A 26,196-nucleotide genomic window follows, 5' to 3' on the forward strand; every position below is an offset into this window, starting at 1 on the left:
TTAAGTATGACAAATTCAATTGATGAAGAAGGCCAGCCTTTTCGAATAGCGGCGCGCGCCATGAGGCAGCTCGGCGCTGAACTGATCACGTCTGATGAGATGGCGCTCTATGAGTTAATTAAGAATGCTTTTGATGCCCGCTCGCCTAGGGCGAAGGTGGCAATATCAGCGCCAGCGGATGCAGGCGCCGTCGCGCTTGTTCGTGAACAGCTCTTATCCGAAAAACTTTCCAAGGTCGCCGCGCTAGAAAGGCTCGAAAAAGCGATCTCCGTTGATTTGGATTTGGATCAGCGAGCCCAAGTATTGGACCTCTTCAAGGAAAATTCCGCCACGCGCGGTGACTTGGCAAAATGCATCGAAGAATTTCTTCTTGACGACTATTGGATTCAGATAAGCGACAGCGGCGAAGGAATGTCGGCTTCGAATCTCCAGAATAGATTCATGGTTGTTGGGACGCCCAACAAACTCTTGGAAAAGAAAACCAGGAAAGAGAGAGAGCATCTGGTTTTGGGCGAAAAGGGAATTGGTCGTCTATCCATGATGAAGCTGGGCGATATCGCAATCGTCGAATCCAAGACCGAAGGCGAACGGTGTTGGCATTCGATCACTTTCGATTGGCGAAAATTTGACGATCCGGCTGCATATCTCGGAGAAGTAAAGTTTCACGTTGTTCGCGGGCAAAACGACACCCCCGATGCTCATGGAACGGTCATCACGATACGAGGACTTATTGCTAATTGGTCAGCCACCAAGGTGCAAGCATTTCTCAATAAGTTCATTCGCAGATTACAAGATCCAGTCTCTTCGCGCAGGCGGCCTTACCCCATAGATGTTCTTTTAAACGGACACAGGCTGCCCGTCGTACCGTTGCCGCGCTGGCTAACAGAGTGTGCGCAGTTCAAGACTGAAATCACATACATGCCCGGAGACTCAGCTACCTCCGTGGCACTAAGACGCGATCTCACTTGGAGAAGCGCTACTAGCGCCGAGTCCAGAAGCTGGACGCTTGAGGAAATTTCACGCGAGGCGAGCGTACCCATAGAAATCTGCCGGCGCTTGGGACCATTCTCAGTGAGTTGCCTTTGGTTTAATAGATCGCTTATCCACGGCAGCATTGAACACTCGAAGAAGAAGATAATCGATGAGCTAAATGTTTGGTGCGGAGGGTTTGCAATCTACCGTGACGGATTTCGTGTCGGCCAAACAGGTGGGATGGATGACGACTGGCTTGAATGGGATGCCAAAGCTCTCCGAACCAAAGGTTTTACGCTCAATCGGTATCAGACCGTGGGCAGCGTCAATATTTCATCAGAGACTAATCCTTACCTTGTCGATGCAGCAAATCGAGAGAGATTGGTCTCCTGCCCAGAGCAGGATTTGCTTGTCACGTTACTTGGCGACGTGATTGTCAAAGACCTGCGTGCGCACATTGATGCTGTGAAGCAACTTGAAGTAAAGCATGCCATCGAGGAGGAATCTACGGATGAGAGTCTTAAGAAGTCTGAGGATTCGCTACGTCAGACATTGCGAAATGTCGAAGAAATAGGCCGGTCGATTCCAGCCGCGAAGCCAAAGCTTGATGAAATTCGACGTGCTCTGCAGGGTCAAGTCGAGTATGTCGAAACTATTCGAAATGCACTTCAGCTTGCTCGCGAGACGCGAGTGGAGCTGCTTGAGTTAGCCAATATTGGCTTAGTCGTTGAAATTGTTGTCCATGAACTTACACGCCTGACCCAGAAGACGGGAGAATTGCTCTCTGATCTCAAAAAGTCGGAGGGAACGAGTTCCGCAATGGTGTCACTGGTTGATAACCTGCAGACCCAGATCACCGCCACAAATAAGCGGATTCGATCAATTGACGTTATGAGTCCGTCTGGGCGCAATCGTAAGGAGCGCTACGATGTCATATCTCAGGCAAAAACTGTCTTGGCAGGGTTTGACGCTAGGTTCAAGCGCCATCTGATTGAATTCGAGTTGACCGTTGATGGCGAAGATCCCGCTGGGAAACGACTCGACGTTCAGCTTGTCAGGGGACTGATAGCTCAAGTTCTTGAGAACCTTTTGACCAATTCTGTGTATTGGGTGCAGCAAAGCCTTCGTGAGCCAGACGTTGTTCGATGCATGTCTGTCGATATAGACTCGAAGGCTTTCACAATTTCCGTATCCGACAATGGGCCGGGAATCGATCCTGCGTATCGCGAAGATGTCTTCAAACCCTACTTCACCACCCGGAAAAGGGGCAAAGGGTTGGGCCTCTACATCGCTCGCGAGCTCGTTGAATATCACGGCGGAAAACTGTATCTCGATTCGACGAGCGATGCTGACGGGAGATTGAGAACCTTTGTGCTTGAGCTGCCCAAGGAAAGCTAAAAATGAACGAACAGAATATCAACTTGGAAGCTGTACTGGCCAATGCCCTTGTGGCCGTTGATGCGCCCCCACGGGCTGTTCAGGCCTCCGAGGGGCAGGCTGTTGCACTCAAGAGGATACTTGTGGTCGATGACGAGCTGGCGGGTTTGCGTCGTGAGCACATCAGGGGAGTAATTCCAGATTTCTATGACGTTATTTCTGACGTCAACGATCCGCGATTTGAATACCTGCGGCAGGTGGGCCTCACAGTTGCGTCAATTGCAGAGCTTATGGCTGGCGACATTAATGATGTAGCAGAGTATTTTGGTTCAGACGATGCCGTTTCAAATTTGATTTTGAGTGAGGCATTCGCCCAAGGCGCCCACGAGGACTTGAAGGCGCTGCTGAATCCTTTCATTGAGCGTGCGGCTCGCGTTAAAAAGTTAGAAGCCGCCGTGCGTGAAGCGTTTCCCGCCTCGCATTTTGCGATCGAGATTCGATCTGCTCCTCGTCCTCCGGCACAGGACGTATTGCAGTTCGACGCTCTATTCTTAGACTTGTTTCTGGAGAATGGAGAAGCCAATCCCGTCGATGGATTAGCTGCCTATATGCGAACAGTCTCTCAGGCCGCCGCTGGAAATGAAATTCCTCCCATTGTGCTGATGTCATCTCACGAGGAACTCGAGCAGAACAAGCAGAGTTTCAGCGAAAAGTCACAAATCAGTGCGGCGGGTCTGTTGATTCTTCCCAAGCAGAAGATCACGGTTGAGGCTTTCGGCGCTCCAGGCTTGCGTCTCGGGTTTGACCAATTGACTCGTCAGCGACCGGCGGCTCGCGAGATGCGGCTTTTTATGGCCAATTGGCTTATGGCTCTCGATGCCGCCAAGAAGAAAGCATCTGCGACGCTTTGGAATTTGGATGCATCGGCCATGCAGCAGATTCATTTTGCGTCAGTTAGCGATGACGACCCGTTTGACCAGCATCTTCACGAGTTGCTCGCGCGCGAGCATCTTGTCCATATTGAAGAAGATGCGAGTGTCTCGAGGAGTATGTCTAAATTGGACGAGATTTTTCGCGCACTGCTGGCTGCCGACGGGAAGGCAATTGAGAACAGGCTGATCGCGCCCACTTCCGACGTGCACGCGATGCGAAACTTAATCTCGCACTTCACATGGATCGGCGCGATTCCGTCGATGTCGTTCATCGCGCCGGATGTTGAAGCGGCAAAGAATATCAGTCGAAGCTTGCCATTTGGCTCTGTTCTGGCCGGCCCCGAGTTGAAAACCGACTCGGTCTGCCTCGTTCATATTACCCAACAATGCGACTTGAATGGCATAAGCCGAGACGAGAACGTCAGCGGCTGCTTGATCTTTGCGCGCGCGCGGGCGCGTGAACTTCAGACATGGGAGAAGCCGGATCCTTCAACAAAGCCGCGGTTGGTTGCTCGAAACTTGAAGTTTGATGATGGCTCGGGTCCACGTGAATTCGACTTGGACATCGAAGTTGGCCAGGTTTTGGCATTACCGTTGGTCGAAGTCGTTCAACGCGCGCGTGAACAGAGCCTTCGCGTGATTGGGCGCCTAAGGGGCGATATCGCTACGCATGTGGTCGCTGACACCAGCAATCACATCTCGCGCTCGGCTTCCCAAAAAATGATTCGGCCGGCGATGATGAAAGCAAGGGTGTTCCTTCAGGAGCCGACACTGGATCGGAAGTTCGCCACTGTTTTGGAGAATCCGACAACCGGGAAGATTTTCGCTCTATTGCTTGAAGGTGATCAATACAGCTTTCAGGATGACGCTTGCGTCTGGATTTCGCTGTGGCTCAGGAACGAATTGGAAAAGCTCGGCATAGCTTCGGATGCTGACCTATTTTGCACCGCGCTTCGCAAGGGTTGGCGCGCCGACAAGCAACTTGCCGGGGTCTTGATGACCAGGGTGAAGAGTCATAACGCTCTCGGCACCGCGTTCAAAGCCCTCGTGCACGCCGAGGCTGCTGCTGGCCAACCGCAACTGACCGTTGTTGTCGAGCGGAGCGCCTGACGACCAAGCCTACTTGTGGCAGATCACACAAGACCCGTTGCCCTCGTCTTCGCCATAGACATCGTCGATGTCTTCCGGGCATGAACGGACAGGGCGCAGCGGGTTGATCGGGATCACCGCGCGGGCGCGCTCCCGACGCTTCTCAAAGTCGGCCACGATCTGGGCGATCCGCTCGGGCTGCTCCAACTCAGCCAGCGATTCGCCTGACGACCAGGTGAACGGAGAGCCGTGCTCCAAGGCGTCTTTCTCCAAGTCTTTGGCCGCTTGGAACTTGTCGGGGTGGCGCTCTTTAAGGCGCACCCACTCGATCTTTTGCTGGAAGAAGCAAAACGTGCAGCCGCTGCGTGACCGCCACTCGTAGTACTTGGGATAGCCAACGCCCGACGATTCCAGGATGTCCATCACGCCGGCTTTGTCGATGCCTGCCGTGCGGAAGGGCAGGGACACGCTGAGGTTGTCCTGCTTGGAGGAGTAGCCTTCGCGATAGTCTTCGTCTGCTCGGATGGCCACGTATGAAGTGACCTTGTCGCCGGCGGCGATCATCGGTTTGATCCACTGCTCGAACGGCGTAAGTTTGAGCTTGCGGGTGCACCAGCGAGTTTGTGGCGAGGGCAAGAAATGGTTGTATTCACGCAGCCAAAAATCAAAGTCGCGTCTCGGGTTGAGCCGCTCTATGGACTTACCGAGGTAACCCTCAAGGCGGCCAAGGAATTCATACACCTCTGGCAGCTCTTCCCCAGTGTCGGTAAAAAAATACTCTATGTTCAGCTCGGGGTGCGCCTGGCGCATGTGCACGGCCAGCGCAGCGCTGTCTTTGCCCCCCGACAGTCCGAGAACATGGCGATCAGCCATGGTCTTGCTCCTCGTCAGCCGTCAGCCGCATGCCCGCCTTGGCCAGAATGGCAAGCAACACATCCGTTTCCAGGCCTTCCTTTTGCAGTTGGGCAGCGATCTCGTCGGCCTTGGTTTCCACGGCCTGGCGATGCCGGTCGGTGATGTCGAAGGACCGCGAGATCATTCGGGCGCCTGTGCCAGCGCCAATCACCACGGCAAAGGCTTCGCTGTTGGGTTTGCGGCCCTTGACTGAGACGAACGCCTCGGCTTGCCGGAACCGCAAGGCAACCTTCGAGATCTCAAGCGTCGCAGCGTCGATGTCGCGATCCGTCCAGTCACGCGGCGGCTTGTTGGCGGCTAAGCTCAGGATGCCCTCGATGCTCACCGTGCTGCCGTCATGCTTGGCTAGGCGGGTTGCGAACGAGTCTTGCCTTAGGTCGCCGGTGATTCCGGAAACGGCCTCAGCGCGAGCCCTAAGACGGTCAAGGCGAGCCGGCGGGGCGTCGAGGGCTTCGAGCATGGCCAAGTCCACGCTTTTGAGCATAGCTTCGTATGCGCCCGCCAATTCGGCGATGGGGCCACGCAGGGCTTCCACATAGGTGTCGCCATCGTTGGTGTCCAACAGAGCCACCAGGTCGACGAACAAGACCTTGTGGGGGTCGCTCGCTTTGAGCAAGGTGTCGCGGATGGCTCGGGCGTTGTCGCTGAGTTGATGCGTGCGCTGGGTCCATACTGGCAGGTTAAACATCAGGGCGACCAAACCGCGGGCAGCCTCCAGCGGGTCGCGCGCCTCGGCGGCATGTCCCACTTCCGTCAGGATATTGGCGATGCCACCTAAGATGCGCGCCTTCTCCTCATCGATGACCACCCAACGAAGCGAGAAGCGGCCAGCGTCTTGAAGGTATTCGTCGATGTCGGCGTCCGTCAGGCGTGGAATGAACATGCCATCCTTATAGACGGCCACATTGGATTGATGCGCGAGCAAGAACGCGGCGAAGAGCACTGGCTGGATGCCCGCCTTCACCCCAAAGGGCGCGGCGGACCATCGCTCGAGGATATCGGTAGCTTTCACGCGCGATGACGAGTCCACGAACATGTCGCGTGTCGCCTGCCAGATCGCGGCGAAGCGGGCTTCGCCGTCTCTGTCGGGCTGCACAAAGCGCCAGTTCCCCTCGCTGACTTCGCGGTGGATTCCTGTGCTGCGTAGCAACGTCTCATAGAGGCCGCGCTCAGCGGGGAAACCTTCGATGCCTAGGTGCTCGATTCCCTCGTGGGAAAGCATGCGGTGCAGTAGGTCGCGGCGCGCCTTGACGCTGTTGCTCGATACGCTGTCGCGATTGACCAGCTCGCTCCAGACAAGCGGCGCGCTTGAATAGAGCTCGTCGGCAAGGTTGGAGGCGATGGGCGAGAGGCGCGCGCCGGCTTCGATGGACTCGTTGCTTCCATCGAACCACTGAACGTTGATAACTGCGGCTTGGAGCTGCTCTTCAAGGGTGGCGTTGACGGCGGCGATGCGCGCATGGACTTCGCGCCTCGCGACAGCGTCACCTTGGAGTTCGTGGCGTTCCTTGACGGCTTCGAGGGCCACCAGCTCGGCACCGAGCTCTTCGATACGGGCATGGTTACGCGGGATGCCGAGCAGCACCGGCCAGGGACTCAGGCGCGAGCTCTCCTGCGCTCTACGCTGCGCGACCTTGTGCCCAACGCCGCGACCGGGGAGGGCAAGAGCGAACAGGCCGAACTCGCCCTTGGCCGGAACGTATTTCTCGGCCAAGCGTTCTGCCTCGTCGAGCTTGCTCAACGAGAGATTCATCCACCGCATGGTGCCTGTCGCGTGATAGTGCCGCTTTGCCACGACTGGATGCAGGCCCATCAAGTAGGCGAGGTGGTTGTAGTCGACGCCTGGCGAGGCGGCCAAGGTTTTGGCGACGGCAGCGTCGATGTCGAAGTCGCTGCCCTCGAAGACCGACCAAGCGCCGATGTGCTTCTTGAAGAGAGCCACACGCATGCGCGAAAGCTCTTCAAGGCCCTTCTCAATCTCAGCGATGGGCTGCTTGTAGAAGATTGTGCCCAGGACTGCCGTGTCGGCGGCCAGGCCGGAGCCATTGCGGAACAAGTCAATTACCGCAATGTTCTTGATCAGTTCGACCAAGAACGGATTGCAGTTCTTAGCCTCGGTGCGCTCGACGGCTTCGACAGCTTGCGACCAACGATGGCCATCGGGAGAGGCGAGAATCGCGGGCTCAAGGTTCGAGCGTAGGTAGTCCCAATAATTGTCCGGCCGATACCAAGTGGCCGACTTGATGGGGGTCGTTTCGAGATAGGAGCGGAAGCCGTGCGGCTCCACCGATGCCAGAAAGCCGAATGTGCTGCGCTCGTTTTGGCCGAACTGCCGCTTGGAGATCGGGCCGAGTAGTGCAGCCATGGCCGGATGTAGCGGCCAGCAGGCTTCAAGCGCGTCGGCAAACTTGCCACCAACGACGGGGCGGCGCAAACGGATGGAATCAGCGATGGCTGTGGAGGCTTCTTTCACCCAAGTCGGGCGGCGCCCTGCTTCGATGGCTTTACCTATCAACTCCACCATTTCGTCGCTCGCGGCGACAAAGGGCAGATCGATGTATCGGCCTTGAATCTTGGCCCACTCGTCACGGGTCTCGGTGCCCAGGCGCGCGCCGTATTGGGCGAACGATTGGTGCAGTACGCCAACGATCACTAGCCTGCCATTGGCACGTGCTGCAGCTTCGGCAAGTTCTTGGAAGAAGAAGACATCGTCTCCGTATCCCAAGGCCGAAGCCTCTAGAAACTTGCCCATCTCATCAAGGATAACTAGTACGCCGTCTTGCGAGCGATCCTCAGCGGTTTGACACAACTCATTGATCAAGCTGCTTGGGGATACTTTGCGGTTGTCGGTGCTCTTGCCCTTGGCTTTGCGCAGTGCGGTATTCAGGTCAGCGACTACATTTCCGCGCCTGCCTACCACGGGTAACACAAGCCATCCGTTGCGGGTCGGGAATGCCTTTTCAAAGGCGGGCATCGCGCTGAGCTTGAGTACGTTTCGTGCGTGGGTCCGTAGCTTCTTGTCAGGATGCAACGCGCTCGCTAGAGCCACGGCAAGCGATGACTTCCCTCCGCCGAAAGGGCCGGTCCAAGTGAATGAACGTTGGTTGGTTTCCGTTAGCTGCCGAGCCATGTTCTCCAAGATGGAGGTCGCGGTGGAGTGGCAGATGTAGCCTGCCAAAGCGTCGAGACGGCCCAAGTCCGCGTCCACGCGTATTGAGCGTTGGTAATGGCGCGCAATGTGGACGAAGTCTGAGAGTGATTGGCCTTTGTCGTCAGTCATATGCTCTACGAATCATGTTGAGACACATTTCATTGGAGTCTCCTGCTTGCTTATGCACTTGGCGCAGACCCGCTGTGTCCGTCCATGCCAAAAAGCCACTTGTGAGATCGTTCAGCCCCATCAGCCGTTCAGCGATGGAATTCTCATCAAGTTTGAATACACGTCCCGGTGAGCCCTCGCCGTAGGCAATGGTTTCAAATGCCATTGAGCTCATGCTGACTTCCGATCTCTCCCAGTAGTCCAATAGTGCATAGGCGAAAAGGGCGTTGTGAAGAGTGCCTTTTGGGCCTCTTCGGAATGCGTATTGGCCTTTGTGTATTTCTTGGAGCAAACCGAGCTCGCCCAGCAGCGGTTCAGCAAAGTCTTCCGGCGAGCCACCGGCAAAGCGCGGCGCGTAGCTGCGTAGGCACGTGTCCAAATCACGTGACAGGGTGGAAGCCGACAGCCGTCGCTTTGGATCGTGCTTACGCGCGAAATTTTCCAAAGGTGATTCGAGCTCCTGTCGCGTGAAGGTTGGTGAGGTCACATGATTGAAAAGCCAATGCCAGGTCGTGGCTCTGTTTCCCTTTCCTGCGAGCCACCAGTGCGCATGCCAAGCGGTTGTTGGGTTTTCGGCATATGGGTCCAAGCCCCCATCGCAAAGGACCTCGATAGCGACAGGAGATAGCTCGAAAAATCGAGAGTCACTAGAGTCACGTAAAACATCGCAGGCTAGTGCCCAATGGCGGATAGAGCTGACCATGTTTTTGCCGACACCAAAAGCTGCGATAGCGCTCTCATCGGAGAACGCTGCTTTTGGAACGCGATAGCCCGCAACTGATTGATCAAAAACCTTTTTTAGCCACATTTGCCGGAGAGGAAACGTCTCATGTCCGGAAAAGTGGTGTGCATTAGCTGTGTTCAAAGCCGTCCTCATTTGCATCTTGTAGTGGCATGAATGCAAGAACTGGTGGAAACCTCCAGTTCGCATCTTACTCCTGTGGATGATGTGTCACTCGCCTCAAGATTTTCTGACGCCATCGCCGACCCCGCGCCACTTTTAATGCCAAACAGATTTAAAGATTATTGCGTTGTCCACTTGGGTGATATCAGCACACGTGTGAATTTCAGGAGAGAGGGGGGGGGCGTAATGAACATTTAAGCCTGTCTTATTAGATGCAAGAATTTGATAAAAAAGAACTTTCAAGAAAATTTTGCCGTGGAAGAGGTTGGGCTTTCACAAAAGTCGATCCGTGGCCGCGTGGGGCGGCGTGTTCGGTGACGCTGTAGTGGCCACCGCCATCCTTGATCGGCTGCTACACCATAGCCATGTCATCTCGATCCGCGGCGGCAGCTACCGGCTTAAAGCGAAGCGCCGCGCTGGCCTGGTTAACCAGGCCAGCGCGAACACCGCAACCCAAACCGATTGATCAACAACCGGGGGTCAATTCCTGATGGCGCCAGGGGGTCGGTTTCTGATGTCGTTTGACATGAGGGGCCCGTCTGGTTGGATCAGGCTTCCTCTCCGAAAGTCTGACCGGTGATGTTCCGGTCGCGGTGTGTATCAGCGCTGCGGGCGTAATAAAGCGGAAGGGTTTCGACACGCGATGCGCCGGATGCGTTAGGAACGCTCGTCTCCCCTCAGGCGAGCTGGCACGAGAGGGAGCCTCGAAAACGGGCTACGCCATGGCTACTCAGGCCCAGAAAACAAAAAGGCCAGTTCCAAAGAACTGGCCTAACTTACTGATTTTACTGGTGGGTTGTGAGTGGCTCGAACACTCGACCTACGGATTAAGAGTCCGCTGCTCTACCAACTGAGCTAACAACCCGAAACTGGTTCGCACTACCTGTTTTTCGGCCCACCGTGTGGTGGGTCGGGCGAGACTCGAACTCGCGACCAACGGATTAAAAGTCCGCTGCTCTACCGACTGAGCTACCGACCCTCGCCTTGCGAAGAGGGCGGATTATAGGAAGCGGGTTTTGATGCGTCAAGGCTTTCCGGCATCGGCGGCGTGCGGGCGGGTTCCGGCTACTCGCGCATCAGCCACCACATCGAGGCCTTCATGGTCAGCGCCGAGCCGATGATGATGGCCAGCAGCGCGATGGCCGAGCCGAGCGCCAGCGTGGATACGCCGGTGATGCCCTGGCCCACGCTGCAGCCGGACGCGAGCACGCCGCCGATGGCCATCAGCGCGCCGCCGATGCCGTGGCGCACCAGATCGGCGCTGCTGCGGAACCACTCGATGCGGAATTTTCCGGCCACGATGGCGTACAGGAAGGCGCCGACGATGACGCCGACCAGCGCCATGACGCCGAAGTTGAGCAGGGCGGTGTTGGTCGGGTCAAGCAGGTAGCGCGCGCTGTCGGCCATCGGGCCGACGAAGGTGTAGGACTGCGCTTCGACGCGGCTGGGCAGTACGTCGGCGAATTCGGCCCACTCCTTCCATTCGGCGGCGCGCGGGCCAGCGGTGAGCCACCAGCCGGCCAGCACGGCCAGACCGAAGCCGATGCCGCCGGCGATGTTGTCCCGGTCACGCCGGAACTCGGCATTCGCGAAGGCCCAGACGGCGAGCGCGCCGGCGATCAGCCAGGCCAGCGCGCGGTTCAATGTGGCGGCGTCGCCACCGACCGTACCGGCGACGACCGAGCCGAGTGCCTGCGAGTCGATGCCGCGCGCGTCGAGCGACAGCGTGAAGCTGCCCATCCAGCCGAACGCCAGCGCGTAGAACTCGGTGAAGATCATCAGGTAGGCGAACAATGCGCCGACCGCCAGCACGAACACCGACTTGAGATTGCCGCCGCCGATGCGCACCAGTGTCTTGTTGCCGCAGCCGCTGGCCAGCGTCATGCCGACGCCGAACAGCAGGCCGCCGACCAGATAGCGCAGCCAGGCGAGCTGCGGGCTGCGGTACGGCGGATAGGTGGTGGCGAGGTCGATGATGCCGGCCGATTCCATGCCGACCAGGCCGGCCATCGCCGTGGCGATGGCGAGCATCCACGAGCGCATGCGGCCGAGGTCGCCGATGTTGATCCAGTCGGACACCGCACCCATGGTGCAGAAATTGGTGCGCGAGGTCAGCGCGCCGAGCGCGATCGACAGCCCCAGCACGGCGGCCAGCGTTTCGGTGTGGATGTTGAGGTCCATCGTGTTCGGGTCCGGTTGTCGGCCCCTCCCACGGGGGCTCTAGAAATATGGCGTCGGGTCCGCGATGCCGGCCGCCGCGAAGCCTTCACGGCGCAGACGGCACGCATCGCATACGCCGCAGGCGCGGCCGTTGTCGTCGGCCTGATAGCACGACACGGTGAGACCGTAATCGACACCCAGATCTGCGCCAGCGCGGATGATACCCGCCTTGGTCAATGCAATCAGCGGTGCGTGCACGGTCAGTCGGGCGCCTTCCACCGCAGCCTTCGTGGCCAGATTGGCCATCGCTTCGAAGGCCTTGATGTATTCCGGTCGGCAGTCGGGGTAGCCGGAGTAGTCGACCGCATTGACGCCGCAGTGGATGTCCTGCGCGCCGAGCACTTCGGCCCAGGCCAGAGCCAGCGACAGCATGATGGTGTTGCGTGCCGGCACATAGGTCACCGGGATGCCGGGCGCCACGCCGTCGACCGGCACTTCGATCGCGCTGTCGGTCAGCGCCGAGCCGCCGAAGGCGCGCAGGTCGAGCGTCAGCGTGCGGTGACTGGCGGCGCCGAGCGCCTTCGCCACGCGCGCGGCGGCCACCAGCTCGGCGCGGTGGCGCTGGCCGTAGTCGACCGACAGGCAATGACAGTCGTGCCCTTGCGCACGCGCCATCGCCAGCACGGTGGCCGAGTCGAGCCCGCCCGACAGCAGCACGACGGCCGGCCGCGAAGAAACCGTACTGCCCATTGCGTGTACCCCTTCTTGCTTCTTTACTTCTTTTTCGGCGGCGGGGCCAGTTGCTTCAGGCGCTGACGCGCGACGTCGGCCGCCGGCGTGCTGCCGTATTCGGCCAGCACGGTGTCCAGCGTCTTCTTTGCGCCCTTGGTGTCGCCCTGGATCTGCTGCGTGTTGGCCAGACCGAGCAGGGCCTCGGGTGCGCGCACGTCGGATGGCCACTGTGCATGAACCGTCTGGTACAGCTCGGCGGCACGTGCGTAATTCTTGGCCTGGAAACCCGAACTGGCGGCCCAGTAGTGCGCCGCAGGCTGGAAGCTGCTCTGCGGCCAGCTGGTGATGAAGGATTCGAACGCGGTCTGCGCGTCGGCAAACTTGCCGCCCTTGAGCAGATTGAGCGCCGCTTCATAGTCGCGCGCCTCGGCGGCCGGATCGGCGGCCGGTGCCGCCGCCGCAGCAGCGGCGGGCGCGGCTTCAAGCGCACGCAGGCGGTTGTCCAGATCGAGGTAGAAATCCTTCTGCCGCTTGGTGGCGGCTTCCAGTTCGTAGGTCAGCACCTCGTTCTGGCCGCGCAGCTTGGCGATTTCGGCGCGCAGGGCTTCGATCTGGTTGGTCAGGTCGAGCTGCACGCGCTGCGACTGCTCCACCTGTGCGTCGAGCTTGCCCAGCCGGGTCGTCGTTTCCAGCTTCAGCGTTTCGATGCGCTGACGCGCCACGTCGTCATCGAACAGCGCCCACGCCGGGGCGCTGCCGATGGACAACATGGCCAGCGCCGTCGCGATGCCGCGACGGGCCAGCATCAGAACTCACCCGAATAGAGCATTTCCGAGCGGCGGTTCTCGGCATAGGCAGCTTCGTCGCTGCCTTCCATGCGCGGCTTTTCTTCACCCAGGCTGACCGACTCGATCTGCGCTTCCTGCACGCCCAGCAGCATCAGCGCGCGCTTGACGGCTTCGGCACGCTTCTGGCCGAGTGCCAGGTTGTACTCGCGCGAACCGCGTTCGTCGGTATTGCCCTGGATCAGCATCTTCAGCTTCGGATTGGCAACCAGCACCTTGGCGTGCGCCGAAATCAGGCTGGCGTAGCTGTCCTTGATGGCGTAGCTGTCGTAGTCGAAGTAGATGATGCGCTTGGACAGCGGGCTGTTCGGGTCCTTCAGCGACGCCATCAGCGCCTCTTCCGGCGTCATGGTCTTGCCGCTGACATCGGGCGGGGCAACCGGCGTGCCGCTCGGGCCAGCGGGTGCAACCGGCGTCTTGCTTTCGGTCGGGGCGGCGGGCTGCTCCGGACCGGATGACGAGCAACCGGCGAGCAGTGCGAGGGTCAGGGTGGCGATTGCGATCTTGCTGGCGGACGTTTGCATGGCTGGGGCCTTTCTAGTGGTCGGAACGGGGAGTGTGACGTGAGTTAAAGGTTTGATCTGTGCGGCGTCAGGGTTGATTGAACGGTCCCCAGGCCGGTTCGCGGACATCGCCGCCGGCCTGTCCGGACAGTTTCTGCTTCACGCGGCCGTCTGACGACACCGCCGACAGCACGCCGCGCCCACCCACTTCGGACGCATACAGGATGGTGCGGCTGTTGGGCGCGAACGACGGCGATTCGTCGCGCGACGAATCGGTCAGGATCTGGATCTGCCGGCTGGCCAGGTCCATCACCGTGACCTGGAACCGGCCGCCGTTGCGCGACACGTAGGCCAGCATCTTGCCGTCCGGCGACAGCCGGGGCGACACGTTGTAGCTGCCTTCGAAGGTGACGCGCTCGGCGGTGCCGCCGGTGGCCGCGACGCGGTAGATCTGCGGGCTGCCGCCGCGGTCGGACGTGAAATAGAGGTACTGACCGTCGGGCGAGAACTGCGGCTCGGTGTCGATGGTGGTCGAGCCGGCCACGCGGGTCAGCCCGCTGCCGTCGGCGTTGATGGTGTAGATCTGCGAACTGCCGTCCTTGGTCAGCACGACGGCGAGCCGCTTGCCGTCGGGCGCCCACGCGGGCGCCGAATTCGAGCCCTTGAAGTTCGCCACGACGGTCTGCGCGCCGGTCGCCAGCGAGTGCACGTAGATGATGGGCTTCTTGGCCTGGAACGACACATAGGCCAGGCGCGTGCCGTCCGGCGACCAGGCCGGCGAAATGATGGGCTCGCTCGAACGCAGCGCGGTGCGCGGGTTCTGTCCGTCGGCGTCATCCACCTTCAGTTCGTAGCTCTTGCCGGTCTTGACGACGTAGGCGATGCGGGTCGAGTAGACACCGCGTTCGCCGGTCAGCTTTTCGTGGATGAAGTCGGCGATGCGGTGGCCGGTCTCGCGCACCGTGGCCGCACCGAACAGAAAGATCATGCCGTCCGGCTTGTTCTGGCGTGCGATGTCGTAGAGGCGCATGCGCACTTCGTAGCGGCCGCCCGGCGCTGGCAGGATGCTGGCCAGCGCCAGCGCATCGGCGCCGCGGTCCTTCCACTGGTTCAGGTCGATGGCGGCGTTTTCCGGTACCGGCGTGGTGCCCGGATCGACCAGCTTGAACAGGCCGCTGCGCTCCAGGTCGGCGCGCACGACGCCGGTCAGCGCCTGCGGCAGCAGACCGTCGCCGGCAAAGTTGGCGATCGCGACCGGAATGCGGTTGGCACCGGCGCCGGTGATTTCGACCGTGAGCTGCGCGTGGGCGGCGGTTGCTGCGAGCAGCAGCGTGGTAGCCATCAGTCTGAATATCTTGAACATCTGATCCTTTCGATGAGAATTGGTGGGTCGGCGGCTATTGTCCGAGCGGCCGGAACACCAGATCCAGATTGCGCACGAAAACCGACGGATCGTCCGGCTTCGGCAGCGGTGAAGACTTCACGATGGCACGCAGTATCGCGTCATCGAGCGCCGGATTTCCGGTTGATCTTTTCATGCGCGGTTCGCCCACCACCGAACCGTCCGGCAGCAGCGCAATCGCGACCAGCGCTTCCGGGTTGCCGGTGGCGCCCGGCGGCAGCACGATGTTGCTGCGTATCCTGGCGCTGATCTTGTCGCCCCACGCGCTCGCGGCGCTGCGGCGCGCACCTTCCGCGGCGGCCTGCGCGATCAGGTCGGCCTCGCGCGACGCTTCGCGCTTGGCCTGTTCGGCGCTCTCGCGGGCCATGGCTTCCTTGAGCATTTTGTCCTGTGCTTCGATTTCACGCCGCGTGTCCGGTTGCGCCGGCTGGGGTTCGGGCTTCTTCTCGACCGGTTTCGGTTCGGGTTTAGGCTTGGGCTCCGGTTTGGGTTCGGGCTTTGGCTCAACCTTGGGAACCGGTTTCGGCTTCGGAGGTTCCTTGAACGCGATGTCCGGCTTGGCCGGCGGCGGCGGCGGCGGGGGTGGCGGTTCGACCACCGGTTCCGGCCGCTTCTCGACCACCGGGGGGGGCGGGGGCAGCGGGCGCACCGGCGCTTCGACCGTCGGCATGCTGCTGATCAGCTCGACCTGCACCGCCGCCGGCTTGCTGGTCTGCCAGCGCACGCTGTAGAACAGGAACAGCCCGAGCAGCAGATGCATGCCGGCAGCCAGCACGGCCGACTGCCATTTGCCGGGTTCCGGGCGTTTGAGTGCGTGCTCGCGCATCAGCGGGCCGGTTTCGCCGTCTGGCCGGTCTGCACCAGCAGACCGATGCGGGTGATGCCGTTGCCCTGCAGCGTGTCCATCACCTTCAGGATTTCTTCGTAGCGCGCCGCCTTGTCGCCGGCCACCACCACGGCGCGGTCGGGTTTGGCGCCCTGCAGGTCGCGGATGCGCGTCACCAGCGCGTCGCGCGTGACGGTTTCTTCCTTGCCGCCGCGGTCACGGTCGCGCAGTGCCAGCTTGCCGTCGGCCTTCACGATGACTTCGATCGGCTGCGCCGGGGGCTGCGACGCCTGACCGACGCTGGGCAGTTCGATGCTGCCGGTGGGCGTGGCCTGCGGCGCCACCATGAAGATGACGAGCAGCACCAGCATCACGTCGATATACGGCACGACGTTGATCTGGTTCATCAGGCGGCGCTCTCTTCTCATTGCGCCTTACCGGGGCCCTGACGTTGCAGGATGTTGGAAAACTCTTCCATGAAGCTTTCCCAGCGGATGGAAATGCGGTCGATGTCATGTGCGAAGCGGTTGTAGGCCACCACCGCCGGAATCGCCGCGAACAGGCCGATCGCGGTCGCCACCAGCGCCTCGGCGATGCCCGGCGCGACCTGGGCCAGCGTGGCCTGGCCGACGTTCGACAGGCCGCGGAAGGCGTTCATGATGCCCCACACGGTGCCGAACAGGCCGATGTAGGGGCTGACCGAACCGGTCGAGGCGAGAAAGGCGAGGTGCGATTCGAGTTCGTCGACCTCGCGCTGGTAGGTCGCGCGCATGGCGCGGCGGGCGCCATCGACCGCGGTGGCGGTGTCGATGTTCTGCCGCCCCCTGAGCTTGGTGAACTCGCGGTAGCCGGCTTCGAAGATGCGTTCCATGCCGCCCGCGTTGTGGCGGTCGTTGGCCGCGCTCTGGAACAGCGCGTTCAGGTCGCCGCCGGACCAGAACTCCAGCTCGAACTTGTCGGTGCGGCTGCGTGCGCCGCGGATGGCGAAGGATTTGCGGAAAATCCAGTACCAGCTCATGAACGAAATGCCGATCAGCAGCGCCATCACCAGCTTGACCAGCAGGCTGGCGTTCATGATGAGCGAAATGATCGAGAGGTCTTCTGAAAGGTTCATGGTCAGTTCGTGAGCGGTGGCAGAAGAGGAGGCGGGGAGGACGGCACGAGTCGTGCGCGCAGCGCGGGCGGAATCGACACCGGACGGCCGCGCGCCGGATCGATGCAGATCACCCGCACCAGACCGTCGAACAGCAGCGTGTCGCCGCGGTACAGCCGCTGCGCGAAGTCGATCGCGACCCGGCTGACGCCGGCGATCGTGCTGCGCACTTCGAGTGCGTCATTGAAATGCGCCGGCTTCAGGTATTCGCCGGTGACCGAGCGCACGACGAAGCCGTGACCTTGCGCGGTCATGTCGACCTGATCGAAGCCGAGCGCGCGCAGCCATTCGGTGCGCGCTCGTTCGAGAAAGCGGAAGTAGTTTGCGTAGTAGACGACGCCATAACTGTCGGTGTCTTCGTAATAAACGCGAACCGGCCACGAAAAACCGTCGCCGTGCGGGCCGTCATCGTGCTGCGCGGATGGAGTCATGGGCCGCGATTTTACCCGAGCGGCCGGCCCGGCTTGCTGCATGGCATCAAAAAGCCTCGCAAGGGGATGTAACAGGCGAATGGGCGGCGCGGAGGCGGGCAAGCGGCGGGGTTCAGCGACGGGTGGTCACGACCAGCGCGATGCCGCCCAGCGTGGCGGCCGACGCCAGCGCCAGCCGTGCAGTCAGCGGTTCGGCCAGCAGCAGCGCGCCACCGAGCGCGGCGATCACCGGCACGCTCAGCTGTACCGTGGCCGCCTGCGTCGCCGTCAGCCCGCGCAGCGCGCTGTACCAGATGGCGTAGCCGACGCCCGATGCCAGCGCGCCGGACAGCACCGCATACGCTGCGCCGGAAAGATCGATCTGCGCGTCGGCGGCCGACACCATCGACAGGCCGATCGCCAGCGGTACGGCGCGCACGAAGTTTCCGGCGGTCACGGCCAGCGGCGTGCCGCTTGCGTGGCGCCCGCGCAGCGAATACACGCCCCAGGCCAGTCCGGCCAGCACCATCAGCAGCGCCGCATCGACCGGCGGCGCGCTGACGCCGGGTGCCAGCAACACACCCAGCCCGCCCAGCGCGGCGACAAAGCCGGCGATCTGCAGCGGCCGGAAGCGCTCGCCCTTGAACAGTCCGACGGCAATCATGCTCACCTGCACGGTGCCGAACAGCAGCAGCGCACCAGTGCCGGTCGACAGCGCACGATAGGCGAACGAGAAAGCAGCGGCATAGACGAACAGCGCACTCGCACCCGGCCAGTCGCCGGCCAGCCGGCCGCCGGCCTGGCGTTGAACCAGCGCCCACAGCACCAGCGCACCCGCGGCCAGGCGGATCAGCGTGAAGCTGGCGGCGTCGATGGCGGTATCGGCCAACGCCAGCCGGTTCAGCACCGAATTGGCGGCAAAGGCCAGCATCGCAAGCGCGGTCAGCGCGGCGATGCGGCCGGCGGAATGCGGCGCGGTCAAGACCGGTGCGACGGCAACGCGGCCTTACGGACGGCGCAGCTGGTTCAGATCGCGCACGGCGCCGGTATCGGCGCTGGTGGTCATCAGCGCATAGGCCTGCAGCGCCTGCGACACGACACGGTCACGGTTCCTTGGCGTCCACGCGTCGGCGCCGCGCGCTTCTTCCGCCGCCCGGCGATGCGCCAGTTCGTCGTCCGCGATGACCAGATGGATGGTGCGGTTCGGGATGTCGATCTCGATCACATCACCGTCCTTGACCAGCGCAATCAGGCCGCCCTGCGCCGCTTCCGGCGATGCGTGGCCGATCGACAGGCCGGAGGTGCCACCCGAGAAGCGGCCGTCGGTCAGCAGCGCGCACGCCTTGCCCAGATCCTTGGACTTCAGATAGGTCGTCGGGTAGAGCATCTCCTGCATGCCGGGGCCGCCCTTCGGTCCTTCATAGCGGATCACGACCACTTCGCCCGGTTTGACCTCGTCACCGAGGATGCCGGTCACCGCGTCGTCCTGGCTTTCATACACCCGGGCCGTGCCAGAGAACTTCAGGATCGAATCATCGACGCCGGCCGTCTTCACGATGCAGCCGCGCTCGGCGATGTTGCCGTACAGCACGGCGAGACCGCCGTCCTGGCTGAAGGCGTGCGCCTTGTTGCGGATGACGCCGTTCTCGCGGTCGAGGTCGAGCGTCGGGTAGCGACGGTCCTGCGAGAACGCGACCTGGGTCGGGATGCCGCCGGGTGCCGCGCGGTAGAAGGTGCGCACCGCTTCGTCTTCGGTGCGCACGATGTCGTACTTGTCGAGTGCTTCGCCCAATGTGGCGCTGTGCACCGTCGGCAGGTCGCGGTGGATCAGCCCTGCGCGGTCCAGCTCGCCGAGGATGGCCATGATGCCGCCGGCGCGGTGCACGTCTTCCATATGCACGTCGGACTTGGCCGGCGCGACCTTCGACAGGCAAGGCACGCCGCGCGAAATGCGGTCGATGTCGGCCATCGTGAAATCGACGCCGGCTTCGTGTGCCGCGGCCAAGAGGTGCAGCACGGTATTGGTCGAGCCTCCCATCGACACGTCGAGCGTCATCGCATTCTCGAATGCCTTGAAGCTGGCTATCGAGCGCGGCAGCACCGATTCGTCGTCTTGCTCGTAGTACTTGCGGCACAGCTCGACCGCCAACTGGCCGGCGCGCAGGAACAGCGCCTTGCGGTCGGCGTGCGTGGCCAGCGTCGAGCCATTGCCCGGCAGCGACAGGCCGAGCGCCTCGGTCAGGCAGTTCATCGAATTGGCGGTGAACATGCCGGAGCACGAGCCGCAGGTCGGACAGGCGCTGCGCTCGTAGGCGTCGGACTCTTCGTCGGAACAGTTGGTGTCGGCCCCCTTGACCATGGCATCGACCAGATCGACCGCAATGATCTTCATGCCGCCGGGGCTGGGCAGCACGACCTTGCCCGCTTCCATCGGCCCGCCGGACACGAACACGGTCGGGATGTTGAGCCGGAGCGCGGCCATCAGCATGCCCGGGGTGATCTTGTCGCAGTTCGAAATGCACACCAGCGCGTCGGCGCAGTGCGCGTTCGCCATGTATTCGACGCTGTCGGCGATCAGTTCGCGGCTGGGCAGCGAATACAGCATGCCGCCGTGGCCCATCGCGATGCCGTCGTCGACCGCGATGGTGTTGAATTCCTTCGCCACGCCGCCGGCCCTTTCGATCTCGCGCGCGACCATCTGGCCGAGATCCTTCAGGTGCACGTGACCCGGCACGAATTGCGTGAAGCTGTTCGAAATGGCGATGATGGGCTTGCCGAAATCGCCGTCCTTCATGCCGGTGGCGCGCCACAGCGCGCGGGCGCCGGCCATGTTGCGGCCGTGGGTGGAGGTACGTGAGCGGTAGGCGGGCATGGCGGCTCCTGCTGGAAATCGGGTAAAAGCGGGATTCTATCCGTCCCTCGGCCTGCCGGCCCGCTTGTTGATGACCCGACCGCGCGTGCTGTTCGTCACCCGCAGCCGCTACTGGCACGCCGGCAACGGCGAGGCCACCCGCACGCGCACGCTGGTCGAGGCGCTGGCCGGCGTGTGCGAGCTGACGGTGTTCTTCCTCGAAGCTGCCGATTCCGACGCCGCGGCCGCCGTGGCGGCCAGTCAGCACCGCTACCGGCTGGCGGTCGGCGGTCATGCAAAGCCCGCGCGTGAAGCGTTGCTGGCGGCCGTCCGACAGCTGTGCCGGCAGACCCGGCCCGACGTCGTGCTGCTGTCGCGCCTGCAACTGGATTTCCTGCGCCAGGCGGTGCCGCCCGGCACCAGGCTGGTGATCGACACCCACGATCTGGTCAGCGACAACGCCGCGTCGCGCGGGCAGGCCGGCGTGGCGGTCGAGGAGCCGCTCGAATTCGAGCGCGAGATCGCCTTCCTGCGCCGCTATGACAGAGTGCTGCTGATCCAGCCCGACGATCATGCGCGGGTCGCCGCCGTACTCGGCGAACGGGCGCTGTGCGTGCCGCATCCGGTCGAGCTGCCGGCGCAGCCGGTGCGCCCGGGCTCGCGCGTGCTCGGCTGTGCGGCCAGTCATTCGCCCGCCAATCGGCACGGTCTGCAGTGGTTCTTCGGGCAGGTGTGGCCGCAACTGGCTGCACACCGGGTCGAGCTGCAGCTGGCCGGTCCGCTGTCGGCGTTGCTGCCGCAGCCCCTGCCCGCGGGGGTGCGCGCACGCGGTGTCGTGCCGGCGCCCGATGCGCTGTGGGCCGGCGTCGATGTGGCGATCAATCCGGTGCGCTGGGGCTCCGGCCTGAAGATCAAGACGGTCGAGGCGCTGGCATCCGGCCTGCCGCTGGTCACCACGCGCGAAGGCGCGCGCGGCGTTGAACATCTTGCCGGCGAGGCCTTCCTGCTGGCCGACGATCCCGCCGCCTTTGCCGGCGCCTGCCTGCGGCTGCTCGACGACGCGGATGCACGCCGCGCGGTGTCGGTCGCGGCGCGCCGCTGGGCCGGTGCGAACCTGTCCGCAGCCGTGTGTTTCGGGCCGTTCTTCAGCTGGCTGTCGGGAAATTCATGAATCTCTGACGGCGGGCGTCCGGCGGCCGGCAGAGCCGGAACCCGGTCTGCGGTCTACAGTCAGGAGTACGTACGCGACACGTTCAGCGCGACCTGCGCGTTGCGCAACGCCTCTCGCGTCAGTCACATACCGAACCGACCGCCTGACCAGAAAAGGAGATTCGCCATGTCACATCCCGCATTGTCGACCTACCGTTTCGCCGAAGGCACCTGCATCGCCCAGGCCACGCCGCCGGAGGCGGCCCGCGTGTCGCTGGACAGCCCCGCGACTGCCGTCATGACCGATCTGGTGAATGTGCGCGCCGCCTGCATCGGCCCGCAGGCCTCGCTCGACGCGGCCGAGCAGCGCATGCGCGAAAGCGGCGTGCGCATGCTGTTCGTCATCAGCGACATGCCCTGCGTGGATGGCATCGTCACGCTGTCCGACCTGCAGGGCAGCAAGCCGATCCGCTTGATACAGGCGCAGGGTCTGACTCGCGCCGAACTGACGGTGAAGCAGGTGATGCAGGCGCTGGGCGACATCGATGCGGTGGATTTCGAGGCGCTCGGGCGCGCCACCGTGGGCAGCGTCGTGGCGGCGCTGCAGCACTACGGCCACGCCTACCTGCTGGCGGTCGAGGCGGCGACGCGCGGCGCACCGCCGCGCATCCGCGGCATCTTTTCCGCGGCGCAGGTCGAGCGCCAGCTCGGCGCGCCGTTGAATTCCGTCGAAGTCGCCGCGACCTTCGCAGAGATCGCAACCGCACTGCGCGGCTGACGCGAGGCTGCATCATCGAGGCGAATAACCTTTGGTTATCGAATCATTGGTTGTTCGCCTCTTGAGTTATGGGTAACGCGCCCGCTATAAAGCAGACTGTCCAACGAACCTGATTCTTGCCATGGCCACCGTAGCCCCCGAAAAAGTGCTCAGCGTGCATCACTGGAACGACACGCTGTTCAGCTTCAAGACCACACGTGACCCGAGTCTGCGTTTCCGCAACGGTCACTTCGTCATGATCGGACTGGAAACCGGCGGCAAGCCGCTGCTGCGCGCCTACAGCATCGCCAGCGCCAATTACGAGGAGCATCTGGAGTTCTTCAGCATCAAGGTGCCGGACGGTCCGTTGACCTCGCGCCTGCAGCATCTGAAGGAAGGCGATGAAATCCTGGTCGGGCGCAAGCCGACCGGCACGCTGGTGCTCGACGATCTCAAGCCGGGCAGACATCTGTACCTGTTCGGCACCGGCACCGGGCTGGCACCCTTCCTGAGCCTGATCCGCGATCCGGAAGCCTATGAGCGCTTCGACAAGGTGATCCTGTTCCATGGCGTGCGCCATGTGAACGAGCTGGCCTATCAGGACTACATCGAGCGCGAACTGCCGAACGACGAATTCCTCGGCGAATATGTGCGCGACAAGCTGCTGTACTACCCGAGCGTCACGCGCGAGCCCTACCGCAATCGCGGCCGGCTGACCGACCTCATCGTCAGCAACAAGATGACCGACGACCTCGGTCTGCCGCCGCTGAACCCGGACACCGACCGCGCGATGATCTGCGGCAGCCCGAGCATGAACAAGGACACCGCTGATCTGCTCGACGCGCGCGGTTTCGTCGTGTCGCCGGGTGTCGGCGAGCCGGGCGACTACGTGATCGAACGCGCTTTCGTTGAGCGCTGATCAGCCGCGCTGGCCGTCCAGCCAGACTGCAAACCGTTGCTGCCAGGCGTCCGGCAGTCGCGCCGCGAGCGCGCCCCGGTGTCCGGCATGCCAGCGGCGCAGCCAGTCCGCGACGCCGGCGATGGCGGGTTCGATCACCCGACCGTCCGGCGTGTGCGGCGCCGACAGCCAGCCGTAGCTGGCCTGCGTGCCGCTGGCCAGCCGCACGCTGCACAGCGTTTCCCGAAAGCGCAGCAGGCCCGACGTGTGCAGCGCCAGCTGCACCGGCCACCATCCTCCCGCTTCAGCCATGTCCGTCGGCCACGGCAGACCGTCCGTTGTGCCGGACAGTTCGACCAGCAGGTCGCGCCGGAACATGCAGGCCGCCAGCGGCGGCGCGACCCATTGCGCCAGCCCGGTCGCGAACGGCGGAATCTGCTGCACCGCCTGCGCCCAGGCGCCGCTTTGCGCGAACGCGTTCTGATGCACCAGTTCGCCGCCGGGCGTCATCAGCCGGATGTCGCTGCAGGTCACGCCGACCAGCGCGCCGTACTGCCGATAGAACAGATGGCGCTCGACGAAATCGCGGTCCAGGCGGTCGCCCACCGGCAGGAACACGATGGATTCACCGGACGCCGCACGCGCCGCAGCGATCATGCGCGTCAGTGCATCGGTGCCAGCAGGACCTTCGTCATAGCGGCAGTTCTGTGCGCCGTCGGGCGTCTCCGGACAAGACAGACCGGCCGGCAGCAGCACCTCGCAGGCCGGATGCCGCTGGTCGAGTGCCGAGGCGAGGCTCGCCGCCACGGCGGCCGCATCGCCGCGCCCGATCAGCGCGATGCTGATGCGCGGCACCGCAACGCCGCGGTCGCCGGTCGGCATGCGCTGCAGCTTTTCCCAGCGCCGGAAGTAGCTGCGGGCCCGGGCGTGGTGCGCCGGTTCCAGATCGGCCATGTCCACCCACTGGTCGAGAAAGTGCAGCTGGCGCGGCGTGCGGTCGCGCAGGTCGATGCGCGGCGCATAGCGGCCGTTGCGCAGGCTGCCGAATTCGTTGGCCGAATGGATGCGATAGATGCCCAGGGTCTGGCGCAGGTAGTGAACGCAGCCGCTCCGGATCAGCGCCGCCGGGCACAGCGCTCCGTCGGCACCGCGCGGAAACGCCCAGGCCGGAATCGCGGCCAGGCACTCGGTGACCAGCGTGCGCCCGAACACCAGCCCGGTCGGCACCGAGAACGGGAAGAACATCGGCCTGCCGTCGAGGTCGTAGATGTCGTCGAGCTTGTCGATGCCGACGATCTGGAACCAGGTGTCGAGCGCCGATTCGCCGGTGCGCTCGTCCCGCAGGATGAGGTCGTGGCACAGGAACAGCCGCTCGGTGTCGATCGCCTTTGCGGCGATCCAGGCCGCCACGCCGGACAACTTGTCCGGCAGGCACAGGTCATCGGAATCGAGCAGGCACACCAGATCTCCGGTGGCCACCCGCACGCCGGCGTCGAAAGCGGCGGTCTGGCCGCGGTTGGGCTGCTGCACCAGCTTCACCTGCGGATGGTCGCGGTAGCGCGCCAGCACGGCGAGCGAATCGTCGGTCGACCCGTCATCCACGACGACCACCTCGACCTTGTCGGCGGGGTAGCGCTGCGCCAGCGCACTGTCGATCGCCTGTCCGACGAATTGCGCGTAGTTGTAGTTGCAGATGACGATGGAGAAGGACGGTGCGCGGGACGGTGCGCCGGACGGCGTGCTCATCGATGCGGCTCCAGCAGGGTTTCGCAGCGATCGGCTACTGCCGCTATCGTCTGCTGCGGATCGTATCCGGCGTGACGCTGCGCGAAGGCGCGCGCAGCCTGACCGAGGGCTGCGTTTGCGAGGGCCTTCCGGAACAGTGCCGATACGGCGGCGGCTGCATCGGGCATCACCACGGCGGCGACACCGAGGGTTTCGAGTCGTTTGGCAGTCATGACCTGTTCCATCTGTGACGGCAGCACGATCAGCGGCTTGCCGGCCAGCAACATCGCCGACACCGTGCCGTTGCCGCCATGGCACACCGCCAGATCGCAGTCGCGCCGGGCCGCTTCCATGTCCAGCGGTTCGACGCTGATGCGCATCGATGCGCGCGAAAACGTGGCGACGGTCTGCGCCGAGGCGCCGGGCACATGGGCCAGCACACGCGCCGGCAGCTTTGCCAGCGCGCCCAGTGCAGCATCGATCGCCGGATAACCAGGTTTCAGATAGGCGAACACACGCGGGCCGCTGCCCTCCGGCCAGACGACGTCAGTGCCCTGGCCGAGGCTGAACAGTGGTCCGAGCCAGTGCGCGCCCGGGTGATCGGGGTAGTGATCGAGTTCGGCGAAACCCAGCATCAGCGAGGCGTCGCAGGCGGTCAGTTCAGACAGGCTCGCCAGTGGCGGCGCGTCCAGCGCGAACAGCACCTCGTTCGCGGTTTTCCAGACGTGCGCTTCCGAGTCGGCGACCCGCTTCATGTTTTCCTGCTGCCACCAGCGGAACGGCGGCACCGGCCGGCCAGCTGGCGGAATGCAGAAGCCGTCGCCCAGATTGACGCGCGGGGTGCCCAGCCCGCGGGAGGCGAGCAGCGCCGTCGGGGCGTGATCCATCACCAGCAGGTCGGGTTGCACGAGGTCGATCATCGCCCGCCAGGCCCGCGCGATACCGGTCAGCGCACGCGTGTTCAGGAAGCCGAAGCGCATCAGCAGTTCGGCATGGCTGATCGGCGGCGGCAGGCCGGTGACCTGGCCGATCCACAGCGGCGCCTGCAGCCAGCGCAGGTGATGCCGATGCAGCAGCGCTTCCGCGCCGAGCAGATCGCGCACGGCGAACACCGGTTCATGCCCGCGTGCGCGCAGCGCCAGGGCGATCGGCAGCAGCCGCGACAGGTGACCGTAGTCCCCGCCCAGTTCCCAGCAGAAAAGAATGCGCGCCATGGGTGCGATGGTAGCGGCTGCCCAAACAACAACGGCACCCGCAGGTGCCGTTGTGTGAAGGCT

21 protein-coding genes, 2 tRNA genes and 1 pseudogene are annotated in these 26,196 nt (G+C 62.9%); 6 read left to right on the plus strand and 18 right to left on the minus strand.

Annotation, left to right across the window (positions count from 1 at the left end; genetic code table 11):
- Positions 1-6: 6 nt before the first annotated feature.
- Positions 7-2,370, plus strand: a complete 2,364-nt coding sequence (locus BSY238_RS10250; protein WP_069039053.1) for a sensor histidine kinase — start codon at positions 7-9, stop codon at positions 2,368-2,370.
- 2 nt (positions 2,371-2,372) lie between these two features.
- Positions 2,373-4,391, plus strand: coding sequence for a hypothetical protein (locus tag BSY238_RS10255; protein ID WP_069039054.1), 2,019 nt, complete (start codon positions 2,373-2,375; stop codon positions 4,389-4,391).
- Between the two features lie 9 nt (positions 4,392-4,400).
- On the opposite strand, the gene BSY238_RS10260 is transcribed toward BSY238_RS10255, so the two are convergent.
- The 3 genes from BSY238_RS10260 to BSY238_RS18110 are packed head-to-tail and all read right to left on the minus strand — an operon-like array spanning position 4,401 to position 9,469.
- Entirely contained in the window at positions 4,401-5,243 is an 843-nt protein-coding gene (locus BSY238_RS10260; protein ID WP_069039055.1) for a phosphoadenosine phosphosulfate reductase domain-containing protein, read from the minus strand.
- Positions 5,236-8,565 carry an ATP-binding protein gene (locus BSY238_RS10265; RefSeq protein ID WP_069039056.1) on the minus strand — a complete coding sequence of 1,110 codons (3,330 nt, stop codon included), beginning with the start codon at positions 8,563-8,565 and terminating at the stop codon, positions 5,236-5,238. The genes BSY238_RS10260 and BSY238_RS10265 overlap by 8 nt, the downstream gene beginning before the upstream one ends.
- Complete coding sequence (locus BSY238_RS18110) at positions 8,558-9,469, minus strand: DUF4007 family protein (RefSeq protein WP_223300088.1); 912 nt, start codon at positions 9,467-9,469, stop codon at positions 8,558-8,560. Before BSY238_RS18110 ends, BSY238_RS10265 begins: the two co-directional genes overlap by 8 nt.
- A 373-nt stretch (positions 9,470-9,842) precedes the next feature.
- Between BSY238_RS18110 and BSY238_RS18115 the strand changes: the two are divergent.
- Positions 9,843-9,974 (plus strand): annotated as a pseudogene (locus tag BSY238_RS18115) (ATP-binding protein); the annotation flags it as partial.
- Positions 9,975-10,297: 323 nt separating this feature from the next.
- On the opposite strand, the gene BSY238_RS10270 reads toward BSY238_RS18115, so the two are convergent.
- From BSY238_RS10270 to ilvD, 13 genes are all read right to left on the minus strand, one after another.
- Positions 10,298-10,373 (minus strand) — tRNA-Lys (locus BSY238_RS10270).
- 38 nt (positions 10,374-10,411) lie between these two features.
- Positions 10,412-10,487, minus strand: a tRNA-Lys gene (locus BSY238_RS10275).
- Positions 10,488-10,573: 86 nt separating this feature from the next.
- Positions 10,574-11,689, minus strand: a complete 1,116-nt coding sequence (locus BSY238_RS10280; RefSeq protein ID WP_069039057.1) for a YeeE/YedE family protein — start codon at positions 11,687-11,689, stop codon at positions 10,574-10,576.
- 39 nt (positions 11,690-11,728) lie between these two features.
- A complete protein-coding gene (queC, locus tag BSY238_RS10285; RefSeq protein ID WP_069039058.1) occupies positions 11,729-12,418 on the minus strand; it encodes a 7-cyano-7-deazaguanine synthase QueC in 690 nt (229 codons plus the stop codon).
- Positions 12,419-12,441: 23 nt separating this feature from the next.
- The gene (gene ybgF, locus BSY238_RS10290; RefSeq protein ID WP_069039059.1) at positions 12,442-13,206 is read right to left on the minus strand and encodes a tol-pal system protein YbgF; all 765 of its coding nucleotides are present in this window, start codon (positions 13,204-13,206) and stop codon (positions 12,442-12,444) included.
- Positions 13,206-13,769, minus strand: coding sequence for a peptidoglycan-associated lipoprotein Pal (gene pal / locus BSY238_RS10295; protein WP_069039060.1), 564 nt, complete (start codon positions 13,767-13,769; stop codon positions 13,206-13,208). Before pal ends, ybgF begins: the two co-directional genes overlap by 1 nt.
- A gap of 67 nt (positions 13,770-13,836) precedes the next feature.
- Entirely contained in the window at positions 13,837-15,111 is a 1,275-nt protein-coding gene (gene tolB, locus BSY238_RS10300; protein ID WP_069039061.1) for a Tol-Pal system beta propeller repeat protein TolB, read from the minus strand.
- A 34-nt stretch (positions 15,112-15,145) separates the two neighbouring features.
- Positions 15,146-15,976 (minus strand): energy transducer TonB, encoded by an 831-nt coding sequence (locus BSY238_RS10305; protein WP_069039062.1) that lies wholly within the window; start codon positions 15,974-15,976, stop codon positions 15,146-15,148.
- Positions 15,976-16,386 carry an ExbD/TolR family protein gene (locus BSY238_RS10310; protein ID WP_083224143.1) on the minus strand — a complete coding sequence of 137 codons (411 nt, stop codon included), beginning with the start codon at positions 16,384-16,386 and terminating at the stop codon, positions 15,976-15,978. Before BSY238_RS10310 ends, BSY238_RS10305 begins: the two co-directional genes overlap by 1 nt.
- A 14-nt stretch (positions 16,387-16,400) precedes the next feature.
- Positions 16,401-17,090, minus strand: coding sequence for a protein TolQ (gene tolQ, locus BSY238_RS10315; protein WP_069039064.1), 690 nt, complete (start codon positions 17,088-17,090; stop codon positions 16,401-16,403).
- A 2-nt stretch (positions 17,091-17,092) separates the two neighbouring features.
- Positions 17,093-17,560 (minus strand): tol-pal system-associated acyl-CoA thioesterase, encoded by a 468-nt coding sequence (gene ybgC, locus BSY238_RS10320; RefSeq protein ID WP_069039065.1) that lies wholly within the window; start codon positions 17,558-17,560, stop codon positions 17,093-17,095.
- Between the two features lie 112 nt (positions 17,561-17,672).
- Positions 17,673-18,470, minus strand: a complete 798-nt coding sequence (locus BSY238_RS10325) for a DMT family transporter (protein ID WP_069040604.1) — start codon at positions 18,468-18,470, stop codon at positions 17,673-17,675.
- Between the two features lie 75 nt (positions 18,471-18,545).
- On the minus strand, positions 18,546-20,411 hold the full coding sequence (gene ilvD / locus BSY238_RS10330) for a dihydroxy-acid dehydratase (RefSeq protein WP_069039066.1): 1,866 nt from the start codon (positions 20,409-20,411) through the stop codon (positions 18,546-18,548).
- A gap of 70 nt (positions 20,412-20,481) precedes the next feature.
- Between ilvD and BSY238_RS10335 the strand changes: the two genes are divergently transcribed.
- The 3 genes from BSY238_RS10335 (at position 20,482) to BSY238_RS10345 (ending at position 23,215) form a co-directional block, all read left to right on the plus strand.
- Positions 20,482-21,561: a glycosyltransferase family 4 protein gene (locus tag BSY238_RS10335; RefSeq protein ID WP_069039067.1), complete on the plus strand. Its 1,080-nt coding sequence runs from the start codon at positions 20,482-20,484 to the stop codon at positions 21,559-21,561.
- A 165-nt stretch (positions 21,562-21,726) separates the two neighbouring features.
- A complete protein-coding gene (locus BSY238_RS10340) occupies positions 21,727-22,317 on the plus strand; it encodes a CBS domain-containing protein (RefSeq protein WP_069039068.1) in 591 nt (196 codons plus the stop codon).
- A 121-nt stretch (positions 22,318-22,438) separates the two neighbouring features.
- A complete protein-coding gene (locus BSY238_RS10345) occupies positions 22,439-23,215 on the plus strand; it encodes a ferredoxin--NADP reductase (protein ID WP_069039069.1) in 777 nt (258 codons plus the stop codon).
- On the opposite strand, the gene BSY238_RS10350 is transcribed toward BSY238_RS10345, so the two are convergent.
- Positions 23,216-24,940, minus strand: a complete 1,725-nt coding sequence (locus BSY238_RS10350; RefSeq protein ID WP_069039070.1) for a glycosyltransferase family 2 protein — start codon at positions 24,938-24,940, stop codon at positions 23,216-23,218.
- On the minus strand, positions 24,937-26,133 hold the full coding sequence (locus BSY238_RS10355; RefSeq protein ID WP_069039071.1) for a glycosyltransferase: 1,197 nt from the start codon (positions 26,131-26,133) through the stop codon (positions 24,937-24,939). Before BSY238_RS10355 ends, BSY238_RS10350 begins: the two co-directional genes overlap by 4 nt.
- Positions 26,134-26,196 lie beyond the last annotated feature (63 nt).

It is taken from the genome of Methyloversatilis sp. RAC08 (assembly GCF_001713355.1).
Classification (GTDB): Bacteria; Pseudomonadota; Gammaproteobacteria; order Burkholderiales; family Rhodocyclaceae; genus Methyloversatilis.

Bases quoted from the DNA above. Each gene is read 5' to 3' on its own strand.
- BSY238_RS10260 (WP_069039055.1), bottom strand. From the start codon at position 5,243: ATGGCTGATCGCCATGTTCTCGGACTGTCGGGGGGCAAAGACAGCGCT.
- ybgC (WP_069039065.1), bottom strand. From the start codon at position 17,560: ATGACTCCATCCGCGCAGCACGATGACGGCCCGCACGGCGACGGTTTT.
- queC (WP_069039058.1), bottom strand. From the start codon at position 12,418: ATGGGCAGTACGGTTTCTTCGCGGCCGGCCGTCGTGCTGCTGTCGGGC.
- BSY238_RS10265 (WP_069039056.1), bottom strand. From the start codon at position 8,565: ATGACTGACGACAAAGGCCAATCACTCTCAGACTTCGTCCACATTGCG.
- ybgF (WP_069039059.1), bottom strand. From the start codon at position 13,206: ATGCTGGCCCGTCGCGGCATCGCGACGGCGCTGGCCATGTTGTCCATC.
- BSY238_RS10280 (WP_069039057.1), bottom strand. From the start codon at position 11,689: ATGGACCTCAACATCCACACCGAAACGCTGGCCGCCGTGCTGGGGCTG.
- BSY238_RS10350 (WP_069039070.1), bottom strand. From the start codon at position 24,940: ATGAGCACGCCGTCCGGCGCACCGTCCCGCGCACCGTCCTTCTCCATC.
- BSY238_RS10250 (WP_069039053.1), top strand. From the start codon at position 7: ATGACAAATTCAATTGATGAAGAAGGCCAGCCTTTTCGAATAGCGGCG.
- BSY238_RS10305 (WP_069039062.1), bottom strand. From the start codon at position 15,976: ATGCGCGAGCACGCACTCAAACGCCCGGAACCCGGCAAATGGCAGTCG.
- BSY238_RS10335 (WP_069039067.1), top strand. From the start codon at position 20,482: ATGACCCGACCGCGCGTGCTGTTCGTCACCCGCAGCCGCTACTGGCAC.
- BSY238_RS10255 (WP_069039054.1), top strand. From the start codon at position 2,373: ATGAACGAACAGAATATCAACTTGGAAGCTGTACTGGCCAATGCCCTT.
- BSY238_RS10345 (WP_069039069.1), top strand. From the start codon at position 22,439: ATGGCCACCGTAGCCCCCGAAAAAGTGCTCAGCGTGCATCACTGGAAC.
- tolQ (WP_069039064.1), bottom strand. From the start codon at position 17,090: ATGAACCTTTCAGAAGACCTCTCGATCATTTCGCTCATCATGAACGCC.
- BSY238_RS10325 (WP_069040604.1), bottom strand. From the start codon at position 18,470: ATGCTGGCCTTTGCCGCCAATTCGGTGCTGAACCGGCTGGCGTTGGCC.
- tolB (WP_069039061.1), bottom strand. From the start codon at position 15,111: ATGTTCAAGATATTCAGACTGATGGCTACCACGCTGCTGCTCGCAGCA.
- ilvD (WP_069039066.1), bottom strand. From the start codon at position 20,411: ATGCCCGCCTACCGCTCACGTACCTCCACCCACGGCCGCAACATGGCC.
- pal (WP_069039060.1), bottom strand. From the start codon at position 13,769: ATGCAAACGTCCGCCAGCAAGATCGCAATCGCCACCCTGACCCTCGCA.
- BSY238_RS10340 (WP_069039068.1), top strand. From the start codon at position 21,727: ATGTCACATCCCGCATTGTCGACCTACCGTTTCGCCGAAGGCACCTGC.
- BSY238_RS10355 (WP_069039071.1), bottom strand. From the start codon at position 26,133: ATGGCGCGCATTCTTTTCTGCTGGGAACTGGGCGGGGACTACGGTCAC.